At 73.2% G+C, this 25058-nt stretch carries 21 protein-coding genes; 15 read left to right on the plus strand and 6 right to left on the minus strand.

The features are described 5' to 3' along the window. Genes QNH85_RS12135 through QNH85_RS12145 form a run of 3 tightly spaced genes read left to right on the plus strand, consistent with a single transcriptional unit; the run spans window position 1 to window position 3256 of the window. The gene (locus tag QNH85_RS12135) at window positions 1–1035 is read left to right on the plus strand and encodes a carbohydrate ABC transporter permease (protein ID WP_282946810.1); all 1035 of its coding nucleotides are present in this window, start codon (window positions 1–3) and stop codon (window positions 1033–1035) included. Beyond that, window positions 1035–1883, plus strand: coding sequence for a carbohydrate ABC transporter permease (locus tag QNH85_RS12140; RefSeq protein WP_213282469.1), 849 nt, complete (start codon window positions 1035–1037; stop codon window positions 1881–1883). Before QNH85_RS12135 ends, QNH85_RS12140 begins: the two co-directional genes overlap by 1 nt. A gap of 41 nt (window positions 1884–1924) precedes the next feature. After that, window positions 1925–3256 (plus strand): ABC transporter ATP-binding protein, encoded by a 1332-nt coding sequence (locus QNH85_RS12145; protein WP_282946811.1) that lies wholly within the window; start codon window positions 1925–1927, stop codon window positions 3254–3256. Window positions 3257–3278: 22 nt separating this feature from the next. Here QNH85_RS12145 and QNH85_RS12150 read toward each other — a convergent pair whose 3' ends face one another. From QNH85_RS12150 to xseA, 3 genes are all read right to left on the minus strand, one after another. Beyond that, complete coding sequence (locus QNH85_RS12150) at window positions 3279–4223, minus strand: carbohydrate kinase family protein (RefSeq protein WP_282946812.1); 945 nt, start codon at window positions 4221–4223, stop codon at window positions 3279–3281. A 69-nt stretch (window positions 4224–4292) separates the two neighbouring features. Then, window positions 4293–4571, minus strand: coding sequence for an exodeoxyribonuclease VII small subunit (locus QNH85_RS12155; protein WP_282946814.1), 279 nt, complete (start codon window positions 4569–4571; stop codon window positions 4293–4295). Between the two features lie 473 nt (window positions 4572–5044). Continuing rightward, window positions 5045–6394 (minus strand): exodeoxyribonuclease VII large subunit, encoded by a 1350-nt coding sequence (xseA, locus tag QNH85_RS12160; RefSeq protein WP_428830399.1) that lies wholly within the window; start codon window positions 6392–6394, stop codon window positions 5045–5047. Window positions 6395–6447: 53 nt separating this feature from the next. On the opposite strand from xseA, the gene QNH85_RS12165 reads away from it, so the two are divergent. Beyond that, window positions 6448–7494: a 4-hydroxy-3-methylbut-2-enyl diphosphate reductase gene (locus QNH85_RS12165; protein WP_282946816.1), complete on the plus strand. Its 1047-nt coding sequence runs from the start codon at window positions 6448–6450 to the stop codon at window positions 7492–7494. A gap of 31 nt (window positions 7495–7525) precedes the next feature. Here the strand turns inward: QNH85_RS12165 and QNH85_RS12170 are convergent, their stop codons facing one another. Further along, on the minus strand, window positions 7526–8890 hold the full coding sequence (locus QNH85_RS12170; RefSeq protein ID WP_282946818.1) for a DNA recombination protein RmuC: 1365 nt from the start codon (window positions 8888–8890) through the stop codon (window positions 7526–7528). A gap of 39 nt (window positions 8891–8929) precedes the next feature. Between QNH85_RS12170 and QNH85_RS12175 the strand changes: the two genes are divergently transcribed. Genes QNH85_RS12175 through ychF form a run of 3 tightly spaced genes read left to right on the plus strand, consistent with a single transcriptional unit; the run spans window position 8930 to window position 12404 of the window. Further along, window positions 8930–9754, plus strand: a complete 825-nt coding sequence (locus QNH85_RS12175; RefSeq protein ID WP_282946820.1) for an ABC transporter ATP-binding protein — start codon at window positions 8930–8932, stop codon at window positions 9752–9754. Beyond that, on the plus strand, window positions 9730–11292 hold the full coding sequence (locus QNH85_RS12180; RefSeq protein ID WP_282946821.1) for a hypothetical protein: 1563 nt from the start codon (window positions 9730–9732) through the stop codon (window positions 11290–11292). The genes QNH85_RS12175 and QNH85_RS12180 overlap by 25 nt, the downstream gene beginning before the upstream one ends. A 26-nt stretch (window positions 11293–11318) precedes the next feature. Next, window positions 11319–12404: a redox-regulated ATPase YchF gene (gene ychF, locus QNH85_RS12185; RefSeq protein ID WP_213283072.1), complete on the plus strand. Its 1086-nt coding sequence runs from the start codon at window positions 11319–11321 to the stop codon at window positions 12402–12404. A 42-nt stretch (window positions 12405–12446) separates the two neighbouring features. Here the strand turns inward: ychF and QNH85_RS12190 are convergent, their stop codons facing one another. Then, window positions 12447–13127, minus strand: a complete 681-nt coding sequence (locus QNH85_RS12190; RefSeq protein ID WP_282946822.1) for a hemerythrin domain-containing protein — start codon at window positions 13125–13127, stop codon at window positions 12447–12449. Between the two features lie 71 nt (window positions 13128–13198). Between QNH85_RS12190 and QNH85_RS12195 the strand changes: the two genes are divergently transcribed. The 5 genes from QNH85_RS12195 to QNH85_RS12215 all read left to right on the plus strand — a co-directional run bounded on the left by QNH85_RS12195 (window position 13199) and on the right by QNH85_RS12215 (window position 19248). Next, window positions 13199–13786, plus strand: a complete 588-nt coding sequence (locus tag QNH85_RS12195) for a CGNR zinc finger domain-containing protein (RefSeq protein WP_282946823.1) — start codon at window positions 13199–13201, stop codon at window positions 13784–13786. Between the two features lie 77 nt (window positions 13787–13863). Further along, entirely contained in the window at window positions 13864–14274 is a 411-nt protein-coding gene (locus QNH85_RS12200; RefSeq protein WP_213283076.1) for a VOC family protein, read from the plus strand. Window positions 14275–14578: 304 nt separating this feature from the next. Further along, entirely contained in the window at window positions 14579–16426 is a 1848-nt protein-coding gene (locus QNH85_RS12205) for an ABC transporter family substrate-binding protein (RefSeq protein WP_213283077.1), read from the plus strand. Window positions 16427–16684: 258 nt separating this feature from the next. Beyond that, a complete protein-coding gene (locus QNH85_RS12210) occupies window positions 16685–18154 on the plus strand; it encodes an ABC transporter permease (RefSeq protein ID WP_346016318.1) in 1470 nt (489 codons plus the stop codon). Further along, window positions 18151–19248, plus strand: a complete 1098-nt coding sequence (locus QNH85_RS12215; protein WP_282946825.1) for an ABC transporter permease — start codon at window positions 18151–18153, stop codon at window positions 19246–19248. The genes QNH85_RS12210 and QNH85_RS12215 overlap by 4 nt, the downstream gene beginning before the upstream one ends. 26 nt (window positions 19249–19274) lie before the next feature. On the opposite strand, the gene QNH85_RS12220 is transcribed toward QNH85_RS12215, so the two are convergent. Then, the gene (locus tag QNH85_RS12220; RefSeq protein ID WP_282946826.1) at window positions 19275–19880 is read right to left on the minus strand and encodes a PH domain-containing protein; all 606 of its coding nucleotides are present in this window, start codon (window positions 19878–19880) and stop codon (window positions 19275–19277) included. 84 nt (window positions 19881–19964) lie between these two features. Here QNH85_RS12220 and QNH85_RS12225 point away from each other — a divergent pair, with 84 nt between their 5' ends. The 3 genes from QNH85_RS12225 (at window position 19965) to QNH85_RS12235 (ending at window position 24967) form a co-directional block, all read left to right on the plus strand. Then, the gene (locus QNH85_RS12225) at window positions 19965–21788 is read left to right on the plus strand and encodes an ABC transporter ATP-binding protein (protein WP_282946827.1); all 1824 of its coding nucleotides are present in this window, start codon (window positions 19965–19967) and stop codon (window positions 21786–21788) included. Window positions 21789–21918: 130 nt separating this feature from the next. Further along, window positions 21919–23847 carry a translational GTPase TypA gene (typA, locus tag QNH85_RS12230; protein WP_282946828.1) on the plus strand — a complete coding sequence of 643 codons (1929 nt, stop codon included), beginning with the start codon at window positions 21919–21921 and terminating at the stop codon, window positions 23845–23847. Window positions 23848–23857: 10 nt separating this feature from the next. Further along, complete coding sequence (locus QNH85_RS12235; RefSeq protein WP_282946829.1) at window positions 23858–24967, plus strand: PIG-L family deacetylase; 1110 nt, start codon at window positions 23858–23860, stop codon at window positions 24965–24967. The last annotated feature ends 91 nt before the right edge of the window (window positions 24968–25058 follow it).

Below are 25058 nucleotides of genomic sequence, written 5' to 3' on the forward strand. Positions count from 1 at the left end.
ATGAGTACCGAGATCACCGGCGCCACCGCCGGCCCGGCTGCGCAGGGCACCCGCGGCACCGGCCCGCGCGACGCCGACCGCTCCGGCGGACCCGGCGGACGCGGCCCCACCGGCACCGCCCGCGCGAAGGGCGGCCGCAGCGACCGCGCGAAGGCCGAGGCCCGGCTGGGCTGGCTGCTCGCCGGACCCGCGTTCGTGGTGATGCTCGCCGTCACGGCGTTCCCGATCCTGCAGGCCGTCTACGAGTCGCTGTTCCGGAACCGGCTCACCGCGCCGGACGACCGGGCGTTCATCGGCCTCGGCAACTACGCGGTGATCCTGTCGGACTCGGTGTTCTGGCAGTCGCTGGGCGTCACCACCGGGATCATGATCATCACCGTGGCCGTCGAGCTCGTGCTCGGCTTCGCGCTGGCGATGATCATGCACCGGGCGATCCTGCGGCTCCGGGGCCTGCTGCGCACCGCGATCCTCGTGCCCTACGGCATCATCACGGTCGTCTCGGCGTTCGCGTGGTTCTACGCGTTCAGCATCGACTCGGGGTACGTCAACCAGTGGTTCGACTGGGTGCCGGGCATCAGCCCCGACCTCAACTGGTTCGCCAACATGGGCACCAGCCTGTTCGTGATCATCGCGTCCGAGGTCTGGAAGACCACGCCGTTCATCTCGCTGCTGCTGCTCGCCGGCCTGGCGCAGGTCCCGGGCGACCTGGAGGAGGCCGCGCAGGTCGACGGCGCCACCTGGTGGCAGCGGATGAAGCGCGTCGTCATGCCGAACATGAAGGCCGCGATCATGGTCGCCGTCCTGTTCCGGGCCCTGGACGCGTTCCGCATCTTCGACAACGTCTTCATCATGACGAACGGCGCGAACAACACGACGGTGCTCTCGCTGCTCGCGTACCGGACGTCCATCGGGCGGCTCGAGATCGGGCTGGGGTCGGCGATCTCCGTCCTGCTGTTCCTCTGCGTGATGCTCATCTGCTTCATCGCGATCAAGATCTTCAAGGTCGACCTGGCCGGCGCGAGGGGAGGCCGCTGATGGGCGCGCTGTCGGGCAAGCAGAAGGCCGCCTGGGCCGCCATCACCGTCGCGGTGCTGCTGTACGCGCTGTTCCCGGTGGTGTCGATCATGGCCACCTCGTTCAAGCTGCCGAGCGACCTGAACACCGGGAAGTTCCTGCCGACGACGTGGACGTGGCAGAACTACGAGCAGATCCTCGCCCCGGACGGCTCCGCGCAGGAGCTGTTCCTGTCGTCGCTGCGCAACTCCGTCGGCATCTCGCTGATCGCCACCGCGATCTCCGTGGTGCTGTCCACGCTCGCGGCGTACGCGATCGCCCGGCTGGAGTTCCCCGGCCGCAAGCTCATCCTCACCACGGCGCTCGGCGTCTCGATCTTCCCGGTCATCTCGATCGTCACGCCGCTGTTCAACCTGTGGCGGACGATCGGTCTGTACGACACCTGGCCCGGCCTGATCATCCCGTACCTCTCGCTCACGCTGCCCATCTCGATCTGGACGCTCACGGCGTTCTTCCGGCAGATCCCGTGGGAGCTCGAGCAGGCCGCGCAGGTCGACGGCGCGACCACGTGGCAGGCGTTCCGCAAGGCGATCGTCCCGCTGGCGGCGCCGGGCGTGTTCACCACCGCGCTGATCGCGTTCTTCATCGCGTGGAACGACTTCGTGTACGGCATCTCGCTGACCTCCACGGAGGCGGCGCGGCCCGTGCCCGCGGCGCTGGCGTTCTTCTCCGGCGCCTCGCAGTTCGAGGACCCGACCGGCGCCATCTCGGCCGCCGCGGTCGTCGTCACCATCCCCGTGGTCGTCCTGGTGCTGCTGTTCCAGCGCCAGATCGTGTCCGGGCTGACCCAGGGCGCCGTCAAGGGCTGAGCCGTCGCGCTCCCCACCCGGCCCGAGACAGGAGGAACCTCATGGCATCCATCACCCTGACGGACATCGTCAAGGAGTACGGCGACGGCTACCCGGCCGTCAACGGCGTCAGCCTCGACATCAAGGACGGGGAGTTCGTCATCCTCGTGGGACCGTCGGGCTGCGGGAAGTCCACCCTGCTCCGGATGATCGTCGGGCTGGAGGACATCACCTCCGGCGAGCTGCGGATCGGCGACGAGGTGGTCAACGACAAGGCCCCGCGCGACCGGCACCTGGCGATGGTGTTCCAGAACTACGCGCTCTACCCGCACCTCACCGTGTTCGAGAACATCGCGTTCCCGCTGCGGCTGCAGAAGGGCGCGTTCACCGAGGAGCAGATCCGCGAGCACGTGGAGTTCGCCGCGGACACCCTGGAGCTCCGCGACCACCTGGACCGCAAGCCGGCGAACCTGTCCGGCGGTCAGCGCCAGCGCGTCGCGATGGGCCGGGCGATCGTCCGCGACGCCCGCGCGTTCCTGTTCGACGAGCCGCTGTCCAACCTCGACGCGAAGCTGCGCGGGCAGATGCGGACCGAGATCGCGCGCATGCAGCGCCGCCTGGGGACCACCACCGTGTACGTCACGCACGACCAGACCGAGGCCATGACGCTCGGCGACCGTGTCGTGGTGCTCCGCAAGGGGGAGACGCAGCAGGTCGCGAGCCCCCGCGCGCTGTACGAGCAGCCGGTCAACCTGTTCGTCGCCGGGTTCATCGGGTCCCCGCCGATGAACTTCATGCCCGGCGAGGTCCGCGGCGACACCCTGAAGCTGCCGTTCGCCGAGGTGCCGATCCCTCAGCGGGTCCGCGACCGGATCGCCGAGCGCGAGCTCGTCATCGTGGGCCTGCGGCCCGAGCACGTCGAGGACGCGCGGACGCTCGACGACATCAAGCGGGACGGCGGCGTCACGTTCGAGGCCGACGTCGACGTCATCGAGTGGCTGGGGTCCGAGCTGTACGCCTACATCCCGTTCGAGACGCACGCCGACGTGGCGAAGAAGCTCGAGGAGCTCGACCGGGACCTGGACGGCGAGGGCATGCGCACGCAGGTCGTCGTGTCCCTCGGGTCGGAGAGCCGCGTCCGCGACGGCAGCCGGGCGACGCTGTGGTTCGACCCGCGGCGGCTGCTGGTGTTCGACCCCGAGTCCGGCGAGAACCTCACCTACGACGACGAGGCCGCCCAGCGCATCGACGCCGAGACGGAGGAGGACCGACGGGCGGCGCTGGAGCGGGCGCAGCGGGACGCCGACCGGGACGGCGACCGCCGCGGGGAGGTCGCACGCGGCGACGGCGCGGGTGCGTCGACCCCGGCGGGCCGGCACCGCGAGGCCTCCTGACCCCGGCCGGGGCCGGGCGGAGTCAGGCCTCGCCGAGCTCCGCGGACGTCGGCGGGTTCGCGCCCGCGCGGGACACCGTGATCGCGGCGATGGCGGCGCACCGGACGAGCACGCGCTCGATCGTCGCCCGGTCGATCGCGTGCAGGCGCTCGCGGGCGTCGGCGCCGAGCAGGCCGGCCGACCACAGCCCGTCGATCAGCCCCGCCATGAACGAGTCCCCGGCGCCCACGGTGTCCGCGACCGTGACGGGCGGTGCCGTCAGGGCGATCTCGTCCCCGGCCGCTGTCACGGCCAGCGCGCCCTCGCCGCCGAGCGTCACGACCACGAGCGCCGGGCCGCGGCTCAGCCAGTCCCGGGCGATCTCGACCGGGGCGACCCCCGGGTGCAGCCAGGCGAGGTCCTCGTCGGAGACCTTCACGACGTCAGCGAGCTCGACGAGCCGCTCGACGACCGGGAGCGTCGCGTCGGCGTCCCCCATCAGGGCCGGCCGCAGGTTCGGGTCGTACGTCAGCGTCGACGTCGACCGGCGCTCGGCCAGCAGACGGGCGACCGCCTCCCCGCCGGGAGTGAGCACCGTGGCGATCGACCCGGTGTGCACCACGGCGGGGGCGTCGTCGCCCTCGTCCCAGGTCCCGGGCAGGTCCCACGTCAGGTCGAACTCGTAGGTCGCGGCGCCCCCCTCGTCCAGGTGCGCGCGCGCGACCGAGCTGCGCTCCGGCGCGCGGTCACCGGTGAGCACGTGCACGTCGGACGCTGCGAGGTGCTCGCGCACCAGGTCGCCGTACGCGTCGTCGGCGAGCCACGTCAGCAGGTCGACGCGCCGCCCCAGCCGGCCGAGCCCGATCGCCACGTTGGCCGGGCTGCCCCCGGGGTGCTCGGCGGGCTCCTCACCGCGCCGCAGCACGACGTCGACGAGGGCCTCCCCGACGACGAGGGCGCGCGGGGCAGGGGCGGTCTGCTCGGTCATGGGTCTCCTTCGCGTCCGGCGGCGATGCCGGTTCGGTGCTGCGGGTGGCGCGGGACTGCGCCGCCGGGGTCAGGAGGAGGCGTCCTCGCCGGTGCCCGGGCGTGCGGGGCCGTCGCCGTCCGCCTCACGGGCGGCGTCGAGCCGGGCGCGGGCGCCGTCGAGCCACTGCTGGCACCGGGCGGCGAGGGCCTCGCCCCGCTCCCACAGCGTCAGGGACTCCTCCAGGGACGCACCCCCGGCCTCCAGGCGGGAGACGACGGCGACGAGCTCGTCCCTGGCCTGCTCGTACGACAGCTCGTCGACGCCGACGGCGTCCGGTGCGGGGGAGGTGGCGCTCACGGCACCCATCTAACCAACGACCACGGACGTGCTGTCCACCTGACGCTCGGGGGCCCGCCGCGCCGGGCGCGGTCACCGTGCTCGGCGCGGCTCGGCGGGACTCGGTGCGGCGGTCGGCGGGATTGGTGGTCACGGTGTCCCACGCCGGGCGGCGGCACGTCCCCGCGAACCGTGTTCGCGGTGTTCGCGGTGTTCGCGGTGTTCGCCGTGTTCGCGGTGTTCACCGTGCTCGCCGTGTTCACCGTGTCTCGCGGACAGGAGGGTCCGCTCGCCGGAACTGCGTCCACGGCGTCTGCGGTGACCACCCCACGCGCAGAGGTCACCGCAGCCTCGGTGGTCACGGTGGTCACGGTTCCCGGGAGGGTGCCTCGGGTCGGTGCGGGGACGCGGTGGTCACGGTGGTCACGGTTCCCGAGAGAGTGGCGTGGCAGGCCCATGGGGCTGCTGTGGTGGGGCGGGCGCCATGGGGGGCACCGCGCGACTCAGGGGGCGCTCGCGTCTCCGTCGGTCCCTGCCGGGGCGGTGGCGGGGCGCGGCCGGCCGGGGGCGATCGCCAGCACCGTCGCCATCAGCTCCCCGCGTGCGACGCGGACGCGGAGCGTGTCCTTGGCGGCGACGCTCGTCGCGTCCCGGACCACCGCCCCGTCGGAGGTCTGCACCACGGCGTAGCCCCGCTCGAGCGTGGCGGCGGGCGACAGCGCGCGGACCTGCGCGGCGAGCGCCCGCGTGGACGTCACCGCTCCGGACAGCGCGTGGTCGAGGCTGCGGCGGGCGTGGTCCCGGAGGCGGTGCACCTCGGCCTCGCGCACCTCGACCATCGTCGCGGGGCGGGCGAGCACCGGGCGGCTGCGCAGCTGCTCCAGGCCCGCGGCCTCCCGGGCCACCCGGTGCGTCACGGCGGAGCGGATGCGGTCACGGGCCTGGGTGACGCGCGCGCGCTCCTCTGCGACGTCGGGGACGATCCGCTTGGCGGCGTCGGTGGGCGTCGAGGCGCGGTAGTCGGCGACGAGGTCGAGCAGCGGGGTGTCCGTCTCGTGCCCGATCGCGGACACCAGCGGGGTGCGGCACGCCGCGGCAGCGCGCACGAGCGACTCGTTGCTGAACGGCAGCAGGTCCTCGACGGAGCCGCCGCCGCGGGCCACGACGATGACGTCGACGCGGGGGTCGGCGTCCAGGTCGGCGATCGCCCGGCTGACCTGCGGCACGGCACCCACGCCCTGCACGGCGACCTCCCGGATGACGAACTCCACCTGCGGCCACCGCGCCCGGGCGTTGACGACGACGTCGTGCTCCGCCTTCGACTCCCGGCCGCACACCAGCCCGACGACGCGCGGCAGGAACGGCAGCGGCACCTTGCGTTCCGCGTCGAACACGCCCTCGGCGGCGAGCACCCGCTTGAGGTGCTCGATGCGGGCGAGCAGCTCCCCGACGCCGACCGCGCGCACGGCGTCCGCGTTGAGCTGCAGGGTGCCGCGCTTGGTCCAGAACGTCGGCCGGGCGTGGACGACGACGTGCGCCCCCTCGGCGAGCGGCGTCTCCGCGGCGGCGAGCACCTGCGCCGGCATCGAGACGGGAAGCGACATGTCGGTGTCGGCGTCCCGGAGCGTCAGGAACGCGACGCCCGCGCCGGGCCGCCGGTTGAGCTGCACGACCTGGCCCTCGACCCACAGCGCCGACATCTTGGAGACGTAGTCGGCGATCTTCGCGGACAGCAGGCGCACGGGCCACGGCCGCTCGGGCGTGGTCTCGATCGCGCGGGCGGGCAGGTCCGCGGGGAGCCCGCCCGGACGCGCCGCCTCGGGCCGCCGGACGTCGGGGGAGGACTGCTGCACGGCCCCCACCCTGCCACGCCGGGCCGACACCGCTCGCGACCTAGACTGACCGCGTGACCGTCGCCCCCGGCAGCCGGCCGGACGCAGCGCCCTCCCGCGGGCGCGTGCTGCTGGCCGCCCCCCGCGGGTACTGCGCCGGCGTGGACCGCGCGGTCGTCGCCGTCGAGCAGGCCCTCGAGCACTACGGGGCACCGGTGTACGTCCGCAAGGAGATCGTGCACAACCGGCACGTCGTCGACACGCTCGCGGCCCGCGGCGCGGTGTTCGTGGAGGAGACCGACGAGGTCCCGGAGGGTGCCCGGCTGGTGTTCTCGGCGCACGGGGTGTCCCCGGCGGTGCGGGCCGCGGCCGAGGCCCGGTCGCTGCGCACCATCGACGCGACCTGCCCCCTGGTGACGAAGGTCCACCGCGAGGCCGTGCGGTTCGCCGCGGACGACCTCGACATCCTGCTCATCGGGCACCCCGGGCACGAGGAGGTGGAAGGCACCCAGGGCGAGGCGCCCGCGCACGTCCAGGTGGTCGCGTCCCCCGAGGCGGTCGACGCCGTGACCGTCCGGGACGAGAGCCGCGTCGTGTGGATCTCGCAGACCACGCTCTCGGTGGACGAGACGATGGAGACGGTCCGGCGGCTGCGCGAGCGGTTCCCGCTGCTGCAGGACCCCCCGAGCGACGACATCTGCTACGCCACGCAGAACCGGCAGGTGGCGGTGAAGAAGCTCGCCCCGGAGTGCGACGTGGTCATCACCGTCGGCTCGGCGAACTCGTCGAACTCGGTGCGGCTGGTCGAGGTCGCGCTGGAGTCCGGGGCGCGCGCCTCGTACCGGGTGGACACCGCGGCGCAGGTCGACCCGGCCTGGCTGACGGGCGCGCGGACCGTGGGCGTGACCTCCGGGGCGTCGGTGCCGGAGATCCTGGTTCGGGACGTGCTGGACCTGCTGGCCGCGCACGGGTTCGCGGACGTCGAGGAGGTGCGGACGGCCACCGAGGACCTGATGTTCTCCCTGCCCCGCGAGCTGCGCGCCGACCTCAAGGCCGCCGGCACGGAGGACCCCCGTCCGCGCCGCGAGCAGCGCCGGGACCTGGCGATCCGGCCGGTCTGACCCCACCCCCGCCCGCGCGCAACGCGGTAGGTCAGACCTCCGGGCGCACGTCCCCGAGCACGGCGTCGTCCAGCGCGCCGAGCGCGTCCGAGCGGCGCGACTCCGTCCGCGTCCCGGGCGCGTCGCCGTCCAGCCCCACCACCCGCTGCTCCTCCCACGCCACCAGCTCCGGAGCGGTCACGACCGAGAGCCGGCGCTCGACGGACGGCGGGGTCGGCAGCTCGCCGTCCACCACGTGCAGGTCGGCGAACTTCCGCGCCGAGACCAGGACCCGGGACTCGAGGGACGCGACGGACTGGTTGTAGGCGGTCGCGGCCTGGTCGATCGCCCGGCCGACCTTGGACAGGTGCCCGCCGAGGGTCGCGATCCGGCCGTGCAGCTCCTTGCCCAGGTCGAGCACGGCCTGCGCGTTGGTCGCGAGGGCGTCCTGCCGCCAGGCGTACGCCACGGTGCGCAGCAGCGCGAGCAGGGTCATCGGGGTCGCGATGACGACGTTCTGCTCGAACGCCCGCTCCACGATGCCGGGGTCCACGTCGAGCGCCGCGTGCAGGAACGCCTCCGCCGGGACGAACATGACCACGAACTCCGGGGCTGGGCTGAACTGGTCCCAGTACCGCTTGGCGGCGAGCTGGTCGACGTGGGCGCGCAGGTGCCGGGCGTGCGCGGCCATCCGGCGGTCCCGCTCGGCGGGGTCGGTGGCCTCGGCGGCCTCCAGGAAGCCCAGGAACGCGACCTTGGCGTCCACGACCACGCGCTTGCCGCCCGCGAGCTGCACGACCATGTCGGGGCGCAGCAGCCCGTCGGCGGTCCGCACCTGGTCCTGCTCGACGAAGTCGACGTGCGGCAGCATCCCGGCGGCCTCGACGACCCGGCGCAGCTGGACCTCGCCCCACCGGCCGCGGACCTGCGACGACCGCAGCGACGTGACGAGCTGCGCGGTCTGCTCCCGCAGCCGGCCGGCCTCCTCGCGCATCTGCCGCACCTGCTCCCCGAGCGCGGCGTCCCCCTGCACCCGGGCCTGCTCGGCGGTGCGCAGCTCGGCCCGCACGGCGTCGAGGGTGCGGGCCAGCGGGTCGACCATCGCGCGCACGGCCTGCTCGCGCTGGGCGAGGTCGCCGGACTGCTCCTGGTGCCGCGCGGCGAGGCTCTGGTGCGCGAGCGCGAGGAACTGCTCGCCGCTGGCCGCGAGGGCGTCGGCGGCGAGCGCCCGGAACCGGTCGGCCTGGTGGTCCTCGCCCGCGGCGCCGCCGAGCTCCGCCGCGGTGCGCCAGCGTGCCGCGTCCACCTCGGCCGCCCGCAGCCGCGCCGCCGACCGGCCGGAGGCGAGCAGCGCCCCGACCACCACCCCGACCAGCAGGGCCCCCGCGAGGGCGATCACCAGCGCCAGATCCGTCATGCCCCGCAGAATGCCAGCCGCCACCGACAGCCCCTCCCTATGCTGGGTGGATGGTGCTCCCCGACGGCCCTCAGCCCGCGGGGCGCCGCCCCGCCGTCCAGCCCGCCCCCCGCCCTGTCGATCCAGGGCCTCTGGAAGCGGTTCGGCACGAAGATCGCGGTCGCCGGCGTCGACCTGGAGGTGCCCTCCGGCTCGTTCTACGGGCTGGTCGGCCCCAACGGCGCGGGGAAGACGACGACGCTGTCGATGGCGACCGGGCTGCTGCGCCCCGACTTCGGCCGCGTCCTCGTGCGCGGGCAGGACCTGTGGGCCGACCCGCTGCACGTCAAGGCGGTGCTGGGCGTCCTGCCGGACGGGGTGCGGCTGTTCGACCGGCTCACGGGCGCGCAGCTCGTCACGTACGCCGGGCTGCTGCGCGGGCTGGACCGGGACACCGTGCGCGACCGGACGGCCGACCTGCTGCGGACCTTCGACCTCACGGCGGACGCCGACACCCTGGTCGTCGACTACTCGGCGGGCATGACCAAGAAGATCGCCCTGGCCTGCGCGCTGGTGCACGCCCCGCGGGTGCTGGTCCTCGACGAGCCCTTCGAGGCCGTCGACCCCGTCTCGGCCGCCAACATCCGCGACATCCTCGCGTCCTACGTGGCGAGCGGCGGCACGGTGGTCGTGTCCTCCCACGTCATGGACCTGGTGCAGCGCATGTGCGACCACGTCGCGGTGATCGCCGGCGGGCACGTGCTCGCGCAGGGCACCGTGGACGAGGTGCGGGGCGCCGCGACGCTGGAGGACCGGTTCGTCGAGCTCGTGGGTGGCCGCCGCACGGAGGGGGCGCTCGCGTGGCTGCGCACCTCGTCCGACTGAAGCTGACGCTGCTGCGCAACGGCCTGCGCCGGAGCGTGTGGAAGCTGATCGGGCTGCTGCTCGGCCTGGCGTACGTGCTGTTCCTGCTGGCGCTGGCGACGGCGGGACTGGCGCTGCTGGGGGCCCAGCGCGACCCGGAGCTGTCCCGCACCGTGGTGGTGCTCGCCGGGACGCTGCTGGTCGCGGGGTGGTGGCTGCTGCCGCTGGTGGCGTTCGGCGTGGACAGCACCCTGGACCCGGAGCGGTTCCGGCTGTTCCCGATGCGCCGCCGCTCGATGCTCACCGGCCTGGCCCTCGCGGGGCTGGTCGGCGTCCCGGGGCTGGCGACCACGTTGCTCGGCGCGGGCTCGGCCCTCGCGTGGACGTGGGACCTCGCCGCCGCCGTGGCGGCCCTGGTGGGTGCCGTCCTGGGGGTCGCGCTGTGCGTCGTGGGCTCGCGTGCCGTCACCACCCTGCTCGCGCCCCTCGTGTCCGGGCGCCGGTTCCGGGAGGTCGCGGCGGTGCTCGCCATCGTCCCGCTGATGCTCGCCGGGCCGATCCTGCTGGGCGTGACCGCCGGGCTGTCCGCGGTCGCCGACGTGCTGCCGCGGGTGGCCGTCGTGGCGGGCTGGACGCCGGTGGGCGCGCCGTGGGCGCTGGCGGCGGACGTGGCGGACGGCGCCTGGCTCGCCGCCGCCGGGAAGGTCGCGATCTGCCTCGCCGCCCTGGCCGTGCTCGTCGCGGTCTGGGACCGGGCGCTCTCCGCCGCGCTGGTGCGGCCCGAGGGCGGGGGCCGGGTCGCGCGCGGGCACGGTCTCGGGTTCTTCGACCGGGTGCCCGCCACGCCGACGGGCGCGGTCGTCGCCCGCTGCCTCACGTACTGGCTGCGCGACTCCCGGTACGCCGCGGCGGTCGCCGTGGTGCCGGTCCTGGTGCTGCTGCTGTGGTTCCTCGGCCGCGGGGGAGACGTCGTGCTCGGCGCCGGCGTCCTGGTCGCGTTCGTCATGGGCTGGTCGCTGTCCGCCGACGTCGCCTACGACGACACGGCGTTCTGGACGCACGTGGCCGCGCCCGTCGACGGCCGGGTGGACCGGGCCGGCCGGGCCGTCGCGGGACTGGTCGTGGGCGGCGTGGTCGTGCTGGCGACGGACGTCCTCGTGCTGGGCGTCGCGGACCGGTGGGACGCGACGCTGCCGGTGCTCGGCATGTCGCTGGGCGTGCTCGGGGCGGGCGTCGGGGCGTCGTCGGTGTACTCCGCCCGCGTGGTCTACCCGGTCCCGAAGCCGGGCGAGAACCCGTTCTCGACGCCGCAGGGCACGTCGTTCGCGGTGATGGTCACGCAGAGCGTCGGCATGCTCGTGCTGCTGGCGCTGTGCCTGCCGACCGTCGGCCTCGGGATCGCGGCGCTGGTCACGGGCCACGCGGTGCTGGACGTCCTCACGCTCGCCGTCGGGCTGGGCGTCGGCGCGGCCGCCGTCGTGGTCGGGGTGCGGCTCGGCGCCCGCGTGTACGACCGCCGGGCACCGGAGCTGCTGCAGACGATCCGCTCGTTCGCCTGAGCGGCGCCCCCCTAGGATGGTGCCCCGTGGCACTCACCATCGGCATCGTCGGCCTGCCCAACGTCGGCAAGTCCACGCTCTTCAACGCCCTCACCCGCGCGCAGGTCCTCGCGGCGAACTACCCGTTCGCGACGATCGAGCCCAACGTGGGTGTCGTGCCGCTGCCCGACCCCCGGCTCGACACGCTGGCCGAGATCTTCGGCAGCGAGAAGATCCTCCCGGCGACGGTGTCGTTCGTGGACATCGCGGGCATCGTCAAGGGCGCGAGCGAGGGCGAGGGGCTCGGCAACAAGTTCCTCGCGAACATCCGCGAGGCCGAGGCGATCTGCCAGGTCACGCGCGCGTTCGCCGACCCGGACGTCGTGCACGTCGACGGCCGCGTCTCGCCGAAGGACGACATCGAGACGATCAACACCGAGCTGGTGCTGGCCGACCTGCAGACCCTCGAGAAGGTCGTCCCGCGGCTCGAGAAGGAGGTCCGGATCAAGAAGTCGGACCCCGCCGAGCTCGCCGCCGCGCAGGCCGCCCAGGCCGTGCTCGAGTCCGGTCAGACGCTGTTCCAGGGCGCGAAGGCCGCCGGGATCGACCTCGCCGACCTCGCGTCGCTGCAGCTCATGACGGCCAAGCCGTTCATCTACGTGTTCAACACCGACGACGCCGGCCTGGCCGACACCGCGATGCAGGACGAGCTGCGCGCGTTCGTCGCCCCGGCCGACGCGATCTTCCTCGACGCGAAGTTCGAGTCCGACCTGGTCGAGCTCGAGCCCGACGAGGCCAAGGAGATGCTCGCGGAGAACGGCCAGGCCGAGTCGGGCCTCGACCAGCTCGCCCGCGTCGGGTTCCACACGCTCGGCCTGCAGACGTACCTGACGGCCGGCCCGAAGGAGTCCCGCGCCTGGACGATCCACCAGGGCTGGACCGCCCCGCAGGCCGCCGGGGTCATCCACACGGACTTCCAGAAGGGCTTCATCAAGGCGGAGGTCATCAGCTTCGACGACCTCGTCGAGGCCGGGTCCGTCGCCGCCGCGCGCGCCGCGGGCAAGGCCCGGATCGAGGGCAAGGACTACGTGATGGTCGACGGCGACGTGGTGGAGTTCCGCTTCAACGTGTGACGACCGCGCCGGTGCGCCCCCTGCGCGCACCGGCGATCGTCCTCACGCCCCGTAGACCCGCGCCCGGTGCGCGGCGAACTGCCGCCGCCCGACCGTGTGCCAGAGCAGCCGCACGGGCGCGGGCAGGTTGGTCCGCAGCCAGCCGCTGCGCTCGGACGCGGGCATCGCGTCGACCAGCCAGCCGAGCTGGAGGAACAGCCGGTTCCGCGGGATGGCGGCCATGCCGTGCGCGTGCAGCTGGTCCCACTCGCGCTGGCTCATCACGCTCGACGCGGTGGGCATGATCGCGTCCTCCTCCTGACCGAGGTGCAGGTCCAGCAGGCGGTGCAGGTCGTCGAGCCGCGCGGCCACCGCGTCGCGGGCCGGCGCCGCGGCGTCCGCCTCCCACGCGGTCAGTGCCCCGTCGAGGTCGCGGAGCAGCGCCGCGACGCCCGCGTGCTGGCTGCGCATGAGGCCCACGTGCAGCGCGCACGCCGGCGCCCGCTGCTCGAGCGTGTCCCACAGCAGCAGGTCCTCGCCCTCGTGGTGGTGGTGCAGGCCCTCGGCGACCTCCCGGACGTGCGCGGACACCACGCGCATCCGGGCGGTGTCGCCGGCGGGGACGCCACGGACGAGCGCCGGCGCGTCGGAGAAGGCCCGGCGGAACAGCTGGTGGATGTGCAGGAGCCCCGAGGTGTCGCACCCCGGGACGTCCCTGGCGCTGCGGGCGGTGCTGGCGGTCATCGTCGATCTCGCTCTCGGTCGGCTGCGTCACCGGCTAACGCTGAACAGTGGTGACGACTATCCTCATGACCATGTCCGACGTCAAGACCGCGGTGCGTGCCGACCTGCCCGCCGGCCCGCGCGCCGACCCGGCCGCCGACCCGCTCGACGCCTGGGTCACGCGCGGCGCGGAGCCCGGGGTCGCGCCCGGGGTGACGGAGCGCCTGCGCGCGCTGCTCAACACCGACGACCGGTTCCACGGCGTCGACCGGCTGCGGGGGCACGGCCCGTCCGCGCTCGTGGAGGCCCGCGACGCGCTGCGCCACTACCTCGTGACGGGTGACGGCGCCCCGCTCGGGGCGGTCGCGGCGGAGCACCCGCTGGTCGTCGACCCCCGGGAGGGCGGGCTCCGGCTCACCCCGGCCCCGGGGTCGGGGGCGGACGCGGCGCTGGTCGCCGGGGTGCTCGCGAGCCTGCACGAGGCGGTGGGCTCGGGGGACTGGGGCCGGCTCAAGGCGTGCGCCAACCCGGACTGCCGGTGGATCTACCACGACGCCTCCCGCAACCGGTCCGGCCGCTGGTGCTCGATGGGGGAGTGCGGCGACGTGATGAAGGCGCGCGCGTACCGGCGGCGGGGCCGGGCCGGCGCGGAGCGGGCCGGCGCGGAGCCCACCGGCTGAGCGGCCCTGCGACGGCCGGTCGTACGCTCGCGGGTGCCGGCCGGTCGACCGTCGACCGACCCGCACAGGAGGCGACGATGCTCTCCGACCACCCCGCGATGCCCTGCCTCGCCGTGAGCGACCTGGCCCGGGCCCGCCGGTTCTACGAGGAGACGCTGGGGTTCCACCAGATGGAGCTGCCCGGCATGGAGGACGACGTCATGGGCGTCGTGTACGCGACCAAGCAGGGCGGGATGCTCGTGTACCCGTCCTCGTACGCCGGCACGAACCGTGCCACCGCGGTGTCGTTCGTGGTGGACGACGCCGCGTTCGACGACGAGGTCGCCGGGCTGCGCTCGCGCGGCGTGCAGTTCCAGACGTTCGACATGCCGTCGGGCACCTGGGAGGACGGCGTGCTGCGCGACGGCGCGATGCGGTCGGCCTGGTTCGCCGACCCGGACGGCAACGTGCTCAACGTCGAGGCCGTGCGCGTGGGCGCCGCGGTCTGACACCACGTCCTGGCGGGGTCCTCGGCGGTGGCGTGGGGGCCCCGCCGCGGCGTGCCATAGCGCCTCGCCCCTGCTCCGCCATGTTTCGTCCGTGTTTCCGGCAGGTTCCGTCTCGCCTGCTGGACACTACCGCCCAGTATCGATCCGGTAACGATCACCCGCGGTGCCCGTTCCGTGGCGATTGTGACCCGGATCGCTCACTACCGTGGCTCCATCCATGGCGGGACCGTGCGTCCACCACCCCGTGCCGGCCGAGCCGGCGTCGGGGGTACGGACGCCGAGCGCCACCTTCTCAGGAGGAACATTGAGGATCACACGAAAGGCCGCAGCGGCGGTCTCGATCGCGGCAGCCGGCGCCCTGGCGCTCACCGCGTGCTCGAGCTCCGGCGGCGACGACGAGGGCGGCAACGACTCCGGGATCAACACCGAGTCCTCGGTGAACATCGCCTGGAACCAGCCGTTCTTCTCCTACAACCAGGAGAGCATCACCGGTAACGCGACGGCCAACTCGGTCATCACCTACCTGACGAAGTCGGCGTTCAACTACTACGACTCCGACCTGAACCTGGTCCAGGACGAGTCGTTCGGCACGTACGAGAAGACCTCGGACGACCCGCTGACCATCGAGTACACCTTCGCGGACACCGCGAAGTGGTCCGACGGCGTGCAGGTCAGCCCGGAGGACTTCCTCCTCGAGTGGGCCGCCCAGAGCGGCACGTACAACACCGTCGAGGCGGAGTACGACGAGGAGGGCAACGTCACGAACCAGGAGGCCCTGGACGCCGGCATCGCCTTCGACGCCGCCGCCCCGTGCGCCGCCCTGATCGAGACGCCGGAGATCGACGGCTCGACCATCACCTTCACGTACTCCAAGCCGTTCGCGGACTGGGAGACCTGCATGACGGCCCCGACGCTCCCGGCGCACGTCGTCGGTGAGCGCGCGCTCGGCACCGCCGCGGGCGAGGAGTCGGCGACGGCCGTGGCCGACGCGATCCTCAACAACGACTCCGCGGCGCTGTCCAAGATCGCGAAGGTGTGGAGCACCGACTTCAACTACACCTCGATGCCGGACGACGAGGGCCTGTACCTGTCCAACGGCGCGTACATCATGACGGACTTCGTCGAGGAGCAGTACATGACCCTCAAGGCCAACGAGGCCTACGAGGGTGAGAACACCGCCTCCATCGGCACCGTCACGGTCCGCTGGAACGGTGACCCGATGGGTCAGGTCCAGGCGCTGCAGAACGGTGAGGTCGACCTCATCAACCCGCAGTCGACCGCGGACGTCCTCGCGGCCCTCCAGGACATCGAGGGCCTCGAGGTCGAGACCAGCCCCGAGGGCACCTACGAGCACGTCGACCTGCAGCAGGGCAACGGCGGCCCGTTCGACCCCGCGGCCTACGGCGGCGACGCCGAGAAGGCCAAGAAGGTCCGCCAGGCGTTCCTCAAGACGATCCCGCGCCAGGACATCGTCGACAGCCTGATCAAGCCGCTGCAGGAGGACGCCGAGGTGCGGAGCTCCTACACCGTCGTCCCGGGCTCGCCGAACTACGACGCCGTGTCCGAGGCCAGCGGCCAGGACGAGCAGTACGGCGAGGTCGACATCGAGGGCGCCAAGGCGCTCCTCGCCGAGGCCGGCGTCCCGGCGGTCAACGTCCGCCTGCTCTTCGACCCGGAGAACACCCGCCGGCAGAACGAGTACCAGCTGATCGCGGCCTCCGCGGCCGAGGCCGGCTTCACGGTCACGCCGTACCAGGTCCAGACCGACTGGGGCACCGACCTGAGCAACGCGACGAGCTTCTACGACGCGGCGCTCTTCGGCTGGCAGTCCGAGTCCACCGCCGTGACCGAGTCGGACGCGAACTACCGCACCGGCGCGACGAACAACTACTACGGCTACTCGAACACCGAGGTCGACGCGCTGTTCGACCAGCTCCAGGTGGCGACGGACCCCGACGAGCAGACCGAGCTCCTCGGCCAGATCGAGAAGCACCTCGTGGACGACGCCTTCGGCGTGACGATCTTCCAGTTCCCCGGCGTCACCGCCTGGAACCCGGAGACGATCGACAACATCTCGAAGGTCTCGATCAACCCGACGGTGTTCGCCCAGTTCTGGAAGTGGACCCCCGGCTCCGCCGCTTCGGCGAGCTGACCCGAGGCTCCGCACGCCCACGGCGGCCGGGACGCGATTGGCGTCCCGGCCGCCGCAGGGCACATCATCACCTTCAGGAAGGGCGCCGAGGCTCCCCGCCCCGGCGCCCTTCCTCGTGCCCCGCGACTCGTGCGGGGTACGAGCGGACGAAAGGGATAGGATCCCCTCCCGTCCGCGGCACCCTTCCGTGAGCGAGGTTCCGTCTCCGTGCTGAGATTCCTGTGGCGCCGCTTCCTAGCGGGGCTGGCCACGTTGTTCGTGGCTCTCTTCTTGATGTACATCCTGGTCAACGCGGCGATCGACCCCCTCGCCGACCTCCGCGAGAGCACGGCGCCCAACAAGGCGCAGCTCATCGAGGCGCGGATCGACCAGCTGAACCTCGAGACCAACGTGGTCGTCCGGTTCTTCCAGTGGATCGGCAACTTCCTCACCGGTGACTGGGGCATCGCCTGGCGGACGGGCCAGGAGGTCACGACGCTGATCTCCCACGCCATCGGCTCGACGCTCGAGCTCGTCACCGCCGCGACGTTCCTCGCGCTGATCCTCGGCGTCTTCGTCGGTGTCGTGAGCGCGCTGCGGCAGTACAGCAGCTTCGACTACCTGATCATCTTCGTGTCGTTCCTGCTGTACTCGCTGCCCTCCTTCTGGGTCGCCGTCCTGCTCAAGCAGTGGGGCGCCATCGGCTTCAACGACTTCCTCGCCGACCCCACGCTGTCGTGGGTCGTGATCATCGGCCTGGCCGTGCTCTCGGGCGTGCTGTGGATGCTCGCCGTGGGCGGCTCGGTGCGCCGGCGCGTGCAGACCTTCCTCACCGCGACCGTGGCCACCGGGGCGCTGCTGGCGTACCTGCAGCTGTCGGGCTGGTGGGACGAGCCGCAGATCGGCCCGGTCCTGCTGATCATCCTGGGCGCCGGCACCGCGCTGGCCGTCGCGGCCGTGTCCGCGGGCCTGCAGAACCGCCGCGCGCTGTTCACCACGCTGACCGTCGTGGTCATCGGCGTCGTCCTGTACTTCCCGCTGCAGGGCCTGTTCGACAGCATCGACGAGTCGCACCTGCTGATCGCCGGCCTCGCCGTCGTCACGGTGCTCGTCGGCTGGTTCGTCGGCATCCTGTTCGGCGGCCCCGACCGCGGCATCTCCGCGCGCGCCGGTGCGATCACGGCCCTCGTCATGGGCGCGATGATCTTCGCGGACCAGGTCATGCGGTACTGGCCGGACTACTACACCGCGCTGCGCGGACGGCCGATCCCGACCTTCGGCGACCGGACCCCGAACCTCGGCGGCAACTACTGGGTGCAGGTGCTCGACTCGTTCACCCACCTGATCCTGCCGACGCTGACGCTGATCCTCATCGCGTTCGCGGCGTACACCCGGTACTCGCGCTCGAGCATGCTCGAGGTGATGAACCAGGACTACATCCGCACCGCGCGCGCCAAGGGCCTGCCGGAGCGGGTCGTCGTGGTCCGCCACGGGTTCCGCAACACGCTGATCCCGCTGGCCACCGTGGTCCCGATCGACGTCATCACCCTCATCGGCGGCGCGATCATCACCGAGGCCGTGTTCGCGCGGCCCGGCATGGGTCAGCTCTTCGTGCGGTCCCTGCAGGGCGCCGAGATCGAGCCCGTGATGGCCTACCTCTTCATCACCGCGGCGCTGGCCATCATCGCGAGCATCGTCGCGGACATCATCTACGCGGTCGTCGACCCCCGGATCCGGTTGGACGCATGAGCACCCAGGCACCCACTCCCCAGAGCCCCGACGAGCGGCCCGCCGAGCACCTCGAGAACGCGATCGAGCTGCAGGACGTCGCCGGTCTGTCGCAGGGGCAGATCGTCCGGCGGCGGTTCTTCCGCCACCGCGGCGCCATCGCCGGCCTGGTCGTCCTCGCAGCCGTCGTCCTCCTGGCCTTCACCTCGGTGGGCTTCGGGCCCGTCCCCGGCTGGTGGAAGTACACCGGCGCCCCGGACCCGGCCAACATCACCAACCCCGGCGGCGCGCCGACGCTCAGCATGCCGACGTGGCTCGGCGGCACCGGCTTCGCGCTCGGCGAGCACCCGCTCGGCCAGGACGAGATCGGGCGCGACATGTTCGCCCAGGTCATGCGCGGCACCCAGACGTCGCTCATGGTCATGGCGATCATCGGCGTCGTGTCCTGCATCGTCGGCGTGCTGATCGGCTCGCTGGCCGGGTTCTTCCGCGGCCGGCTCGAGACGGTCCTCATGCGGACCACCGACCTGGTCATCACCGTGCCGTCGCTCGTGATCGGCGCCGTCGTCGGCAAGCTCGCCGGCGGTGTCTCGGGCCTCGTGTTCGCGGTGGCCCTGGGCCTCATCCTGTGGACGAGCCTGGCGCGGCTCGTGCGCGGCGAGTTCCTGTCGCTGCGCGAGCGGGAGTTCGTCGACGCGGCCCGCGTGGCCGGCGCCAGCAGCTCGCGGATCATCTTCAAGCACATCCTGCCCAACGCGATCGGCGTGATCATCGTCAGCACCACGCTGCTGATGAGCCAGGCGATCCTGCTGGAGACGGCCCTGTCGTACATCGGGTTCGGCATCACGCCGCCCGAGGTCTCCCTGGGCCGCCTGATCAGCGACTACCAGAGCGCGTTCGCCACCCGCCCGTGGCTGTTCTGGTGGCCGGGTCTGTTCATCGTGGCGATCGCGCTGAGCATCAACTTCATCGGCGACGGCCTGCGCGACGCGTTCGACCCGCGGCAGAAGCGCATCCCGTCCCAGCGCAAGATGGAGAAGGCGGAGGGCCGCGCCCGCGAGACCGCGATGCCGATGCAGATCCAGGGCCGCAACGTCGGCACGGGCATCGACTAGTGACCGCCCCCGCCCCGCGGCGCGCGTCAGCCGACCAGGCTGCCCAGCACGCCGGCCACCAGCAGCACGGCCACGACCGCGATCGTGCGGCCGTGCCAGGTGCTGCGCGGCGTGACGCCCGCCTCGACGGCGCGCTCCGCGTCGCTCAGGTGGCCGGCGGCCTGGAGCCGCTGGTAGCGGTCGGCGACCGCGCGGGCCGCGCCGTCCGCGGTGCCCGGGTGGCGCAGCACGGCGTCGGCCGGCGCGGACCGCGGCCCCTCGGCCTCGGAGCCGCGACGCAGCCGCGCCACGGTGCCGCTGGCGCGGGGAGCCGCCCAGGCGCTCACGCGGCCCTCGGTGGTGCGGACCTCCAGGGAGTAGCCGGCCTCGACGCCGCGGAACGCGGGCCACGGCACCTGCACCGTGCGCCACACGTTGCGGACCTCCACGCCGCCGTCGCTCACCACGACGCGCGGCAGCCAGAACAGCGCGGCGACCAGCACCACGCCCAGCAGCGCCCAGGCGCCGTGGGCGAGGGCGTAGCGGACACCGTCGCTCACCACCATGCTGACCAGGACGATCACGGCCACCACGGCGCTCGCGCCCGTGAGAACGCGGCCGTACGTCGAGCAGAACACGTGCGTGGGACCCATGGCCCCATGCTCCCAGACGCCCGGTCGACGACCGCGACGTCATGGTGCACCGGCACGCAGCCGGTGCAGGAAGGACACTGAACCGTGGCCATCGACACCTCCCACGCCTCCGCAGCGGCCCCCAGCACCCAGCCGGTGCTGAGCGTCCGCGACCTCGGCGTCGACTTCTACGTCGACGGCGCCTGGTTCCCCGCGGCCAAGGGCGTCAGCTACGACGTGCGGCCCGGCGAGGTCCTGGCCATCGTCGGCGAGTCCGGGTCGGGCAAGACCCAGTCCTCGATGGCGCTGCTCGGCCTGCTGCCGCCCAACGGCCGCGCCCGGGGCAGCGCGAAGATCGGCGACCGCGAGCTCATCGGCATGTCGTCCGGCAAGCTCCGCCGCATCCGCGGCAAGGAGATCGCGGTGATCTTCCAGGAGCCGATGACGGCCCTGAACCCCGTCTACACGATCGGCTTCCAGATCGTCGAGACGCTCCGCACGCACTTCGAGATGGGCCCGGTCGCCGCCAAGGAGCGCGCGATCGAGCTGCTGCGCCTCGTGGAGATCCCCGAGCCCGAGCGCCGCTTCGACTCCTACCCGCACCAGCTGTCGGGCGGTCAGCGTCAGCGCGCGATGATCGCGCAGTCCCTGGCGTGCGACCCCAAGCTGCTGATCGCCGACGAGCCGACCACCGCGCTCGACGTCACGGTCCAGGCCGAGATCCTCAAGCTGATGCGGGACCTGCGGCACCGCATCAACTCCGGCATCATCCTCATCACCCACGACATGGGCGTGGTGGCGGACATGGCCGACAGCATCGTGGTGATGAAGGACGGCGAGGTCGTCGAGCACGGCACGTCGGCCGAGATCTTCGCGGCGCCGAAGCACACGTACACGCAGCGGCTGCTCGCGTCCGTCCCGCACCTCGGCCGCAGCGTCACCACGACCGCGCCCGTCGAGGGGGAGGCCGTGCTGTCGCAGGCGATCCCCGCGACCGCCCAGGCCAGCACCGTGCTCGAGGCCCGCGACATGGTCGTGGAGTACCCGGGCCGCGGGCGGGTCCCGGCGTTCCGCGCGGTGGACGAGGTCAGCTTCACGATCCGGCAGGGCGAGGTGCTCGGCCTGGTGGGCGAGTCCGGCTCCGGCAAGACCACGATCGGCCGCGCCATCGTCGGCCTGCTGCCCGTCACGGGCGGGTCGCTGTCGATCGCGGGCACCGACATGGTCGGCGCCACCACCAAGACGCTGCGCCCGCTGCGCAGCCAGGTCGGCATCGTGTTCCAGGACCCGGGCTCGTCCCTGAACCCGCGGCTCCCGATCGGCGAGTCCATCGCCGAGCCGCTCATGCTGCACAAGGGCATCAAGGGCGCCGACCTCAGCCGCGAGGTCGAGCGGCTGCTCGACCAGGTGCAGCTGCCGCGCGCCATGCGCAATCGCTACCCGCACGAGCTGTCCGGCGGCCAGCGCCAGCGCGTCGGCATCGCCCGCGCGCTGTCCCTGGAGCCGAAGCTGCTGGTCGCGGACGAGCCGACGTCGGCCCTCGACGTCTCGGTGCAGGCCACGGTGCTGGAGCTGTTCCAGGAGCTGCAGCGCGAGCACGGCTTCGCGTGCCTGTTCATCAGCCACGACCTCGCGGTCGTCGAGATCCTGTCCGACCGGATCGCCGTCATGCACAAGGGCAAGCTCGTCGAGGCGGGGGACACCGCCCAGGTCGTCACCGCCCCGCAGCACCCGTACACGCAGCGGCTGCTCGCGGCCGTGCCGGTCCCGGACCCCGAGGAACAGCGCCGCCGCCGCGAGACCCGCGACGCGATGCTCGAGGCCCAGCGCGCCGAGCTCGAGCGCGAGGAGGCCGCGTCGGTGGTCGGCGCGGTCGCCCCGCACGCCGAGGACGTCGAGGTGCGGCACCTGCCGCCGACGGGCGTCTGAGCGCCACCCGTACCACCTGCGCACCGCCCGTGCACGAGGCCTCCTCGTGCACGGGCGGTGCGTGCGCGTAGAATCGATCGGCGCTCGACGTCGTCGCGCCCCCTCCACCCCTCGCGGAATGAGTCCTGACATGTCTGTGCCCGCCGACACCCGTGTGCGCGGCGATCTGCGCAACGTCGCGATCGTCGCCCACGTCGACCACGGCAAGACCACCCTCGTCGACGCCATGCTCCACCAGTCCGGTGCCTTCGGCGCCCACGCGCACGTCGACGAGCGCGCCATGGACTCCGGCGACCTCGAGCGCGAGAAGGGCATCACGATCCTCGCGAAGAACACCGCGGTGCACTACGCCGGCCCCGCGGCCGCCGCGGCGGGCCAGCCGGGCGGGATCACCATCAACGTGATCGACACCCCGGGTCACGCCGACTTCGGCGGCGAGGTCGAGCGCGGCCTGTCGATGGTCGACGGCGTCGTGCTGCTCGTCGACGCGTCCGAGGGCCCGCTGCCCCAGACGCGCTTCGTGCTCCGCAAGGCCCTGGCCGCGAAGCTCCCCGTGATCCTCGTGGTGAACAAGGTCGACCGCCCCGACTCCCGGATCTCCGAGGTCGTCGCCGAGGCCACCGACCTGCTGCTGGGCCTGGCGTCGGACCTGCACGACGAGGTCGAGGACCTGGACCTCGACGCGATCCTCGACGTCCCCGTCGTGTACGCCGCGGCGAAGGCCGGCCGCGCGTCGCTCACCCAGCCGGCCGACGGCGGCCTGCCGGACTCCGAGAACCTCGAGCCGCTGTTCGCGACGATCCTGGAGAAGATCCCGGCGCCGACCTACACCGAGGGCGCGCCGCTGCAGGCGCACGTCACCAACCTCGACGCGTCGCCGTTCCTCGGGCGCCTCGCGCTGCTCCGCATCTTCAACGGCGAGCTGGTCAAGGGCCAGACCGTCGCCTGGGCGCGCGCCGACGGCACCATGCAGAACGTCCGGATCACCGAGCTGCTCGAGACCAAGGCGCTCGACCGCGTCCCGACCGACAAGGCCGGCCCCGGCGACATCGTGGCCGTGGCGGGCATCGCCGACATCACCATCGGCGAGACGCTGACCGACCCCGACGACCCCCGGCCGCTGCCGCTCATCACGGTCGACGACCCGGCGATCTCGATGACCATCGGCATCAACACGTCCCCGCTGGCCGGCAAGGGCGGCAAGAACCACAAGGTCACCGCCCGGCAGGTCAAGGACCGCCTCGACGCCGAGCTCATCGGCAACGTGTCGCTCCGCGTCGTCCCGACCGACCGCCCGGACGCCTGGGAGGTCCAGGGCCGCGGCGAGCTGGCGCTGGCGATCCTCGTCGAGCAGATGCGCCGCGAGGGCTTCGAGCTCACCGTCGGCAAGCCGCAGGTGGTCACCAAGACCATCGACGGCAAGGTGCACGAGCCCGTCGAGCGCATGACGATCGACGTGCCCGAGGAGTACCTGGGCGCCGTCACCCAGCTGCTCGCGCAGCGCAAGGGCCGCATGGAGACGATGTCGAACCACGGCACCGGCTGGGTCCGCATGGAGTTCCTGGTCCCGTCGCGCGGCCTCATCGGCTTCCGCACCCGGTTCCTCACCGACACCCGCGGCACCGGCATCGCGTCCTCCATCGCCGAGGGCTACGAGCCGTGGGCCGGCCCGATCGAGACCCGCGTCGCCGGCTCGCTCGTCGCCGACCGCGCCGGGTCCGTGACGCCGTTCGCGATGATCAACCTGCAGGAGCGCGGGTCGTTCTTCGTCGACCCGACGCAGGAGGTCTACGAGGGCATGATCGTCGGCGAGAACTCCCGCGCCGAGGACATGGACGTCAACATCACCAAGGAGAAGAAGCTCACCAACATGCGCTCCTCCACGGCCGACAACTTCGAGAACCTGGTGCCGCCGCGGCACCTGACCCTCGAGGAGTCGCTGGAGTTCGCCCGCGAGGACGAGTGCGTCGAGGTGACACCCGAGGTCGTGCGCATCCGCAAGGTGATCCTCGACCAGACGGAGCGCGCCCGCGCCACCGCGCGGAGCAAGCGCTCCTGACCCCTCTCCGATGCACCTGACCGCGAGCACGTCCCCCGCGGGGGGCGTGCTCGCGGTGCACGCGCACCCGGACGACGAGACGCTGACGTCCGGCGCGCTGCTCGCGACGTGGGCCGCCGCCGGGCTGCCGGTGACCGTCGTGACCTGCACCCGCGGGGAGCGCGGCGAGGTGATCGGCGCGGCGCTGGCGCGCCTGGAGGGCGACGGGCCGGCGCTGGCCCGGCACCGGGAGGGCGAGGTCAGGGCGGCGGTCGCCGCGCTGGGCGTCCGGGCCCACCGCTTCCTCGACACCCTCCCGCCCCCGCCTGCCCCCGGCCGCGCCCCGGCCGCGCCGCCCCGGCCGCCTCGCCCGCCGAGTGCAGCAGGTGCTCCTCCGGGGCCCGCGAGGGCGCATCTGCTCCTCTCGGCGCGGTACGAGGACTCCGGGATGGCCTGGCTGGGGGTCGGGCGGGCCGGGGTCGCGGGGGACGTGCCGCCCGGGGCGTTCGTCGCGGTGCCGCTCGACGAGGCCGCCGGGCGGCTGGCCGGGCTGATCCGTGACCGCCGGCCCGACCTCGTCGTCACGTACGAGCCCGGCGGCGGCTACGGCCACCCCGACCACGTCCGGGCGCACGAGGTGACGACGCGCGCCGTGGAGCTCGCGGCGGACCCGGCGTGGGGGCGTGGCGCGACCTGGGCGCCCGGCGTCGCGTGGGCCGTCGCGCCGGCCGGCGCCCTGCGCGCGGGGTACGCCGCCCTGGCGCAGGACCCGGGCGTGGCCGCCGTGCTCGCCGCCCACGCCGACGACCGTCGCGCGACCCGGGAGTCCCCGCTCGCGCTCCCCGACCCGGCCGGCCCGCTGCCGTCCGTGGCGGTGCCGGGCCCGGTCGATCTGGTGGTCGACGTGCGCCCCGTCCGCGACCGCGTGCTCGCGGCCCTGCGCGCGCACGCGACCCAGGTGCAGGCCGTCCGTCCGCTCGACCTCCCCGGGGCCGTCGCGTGCCTGGCCCTGTCGAACCTCGTGCTCGCGCCCGTCCTGCCCGAGGAGTGCTACCGGTGGGCGCCGGGCCACGCGCCGCGCGCGGACCTGCCGCTGCCGCCCGGAGCCCGGGTGACGCCCGCGCGTGACGCCCGCGCGTGACGCCGCACGTGACGCCCGCACGTGGCGCCCGCCGGCGACACGCACCGCGCGACGCCCGCCGGCGACACGCACCCGCGTGACGCCCGCCCCG

The organism is Cellulomonas endometrii (assembly GCF_949769265.1).
In the GTDB taxonomy this organism is placed as follows: Bacteria; Actinomycetota; Actinomycetes; order Actinomycetales; family Cellulomonadaceae; genus Cellulomonas; species Cellulomonas endometrii.